The 699-nt window shown below is 42.2% G+C and carries 1 pseudogene; it reads right to left on the bottom strand.

The features are described from left to right. Positions 1 to 224: 224 nt before the first annotated feature. Positions 225 to 699 (bottom strand): annotated as a pseudogene (locus CXF86_RS19990) (transposase); the annotation flags it as partial.

Below are 699 nucleotides of genomic sequence, written 5' to 3'. Positions count from 1 at the left end.
TAATAATTATTGCCAGCCATTATTAATCAATAACATAACCAGTTTAAAAACCAATATCAACGATTGACGTATATCAAAGAAGTACTTGAACCATTTTCAACAAAAGTGGCGCGAATAGATGCCGGGAAAGAAGTGAATTAACAGAGATTAGTGAGTTTTAAGGCGTGGATTGTTAACCCTGTGCATTAACAGAGGAAAGTGCTCTTGAAGTTACGGCCTTTAGCTTAGCCTACTTGCATATACTGACAACTATTTGAAAAGTGCCGTCGACGTTTATCTAAGTGTTCACAGTAGCTGCTGAGCTCTTGCAACGTCCCGACGGGGCCGTGAAACAGCAGCCCAAACTCGGTGATGATTTTTACCCAATTTTCCGCTGGGATATTTAATCGGCTCAAAATCCTTGCTGCACTCGAAGATATCGCGCCACGCTTATCGTTACGGATAACCCTGCCTGTTTCATCAACCAGTATTAAGTAGTCTTTAAGTGAGAAATTAATGCCTTTAGGCTGGTGTGCTCGTTCGTTACCAATGAAAGGTAATAGTTTCTTGGGCTGCTCACCTTTCAGAGCGGCTTTGACTCTTAGTTTGATACTGGTGAAGTCTGATTGCTCTGGTGTGTTAGCCATCTTAGCTCGAATAGGATTGAGCTCAACGTAAGCCATACAAGCAAGGACTGCTGCTTCATCAAGTAGAGCTTGT

Origin of the sequence: Shewanella sp. GutCb (assembly GCF_002836135.1) — a bacterium.
Lineage (GTDB): Bacteria > Pseudomonadota > Gammaproteobacteria > Enterobacterales > Shewanellaceae > Shewanella.
This window is presented reverse-complemented; position numbering and strand designations above follow the sequence as displayed.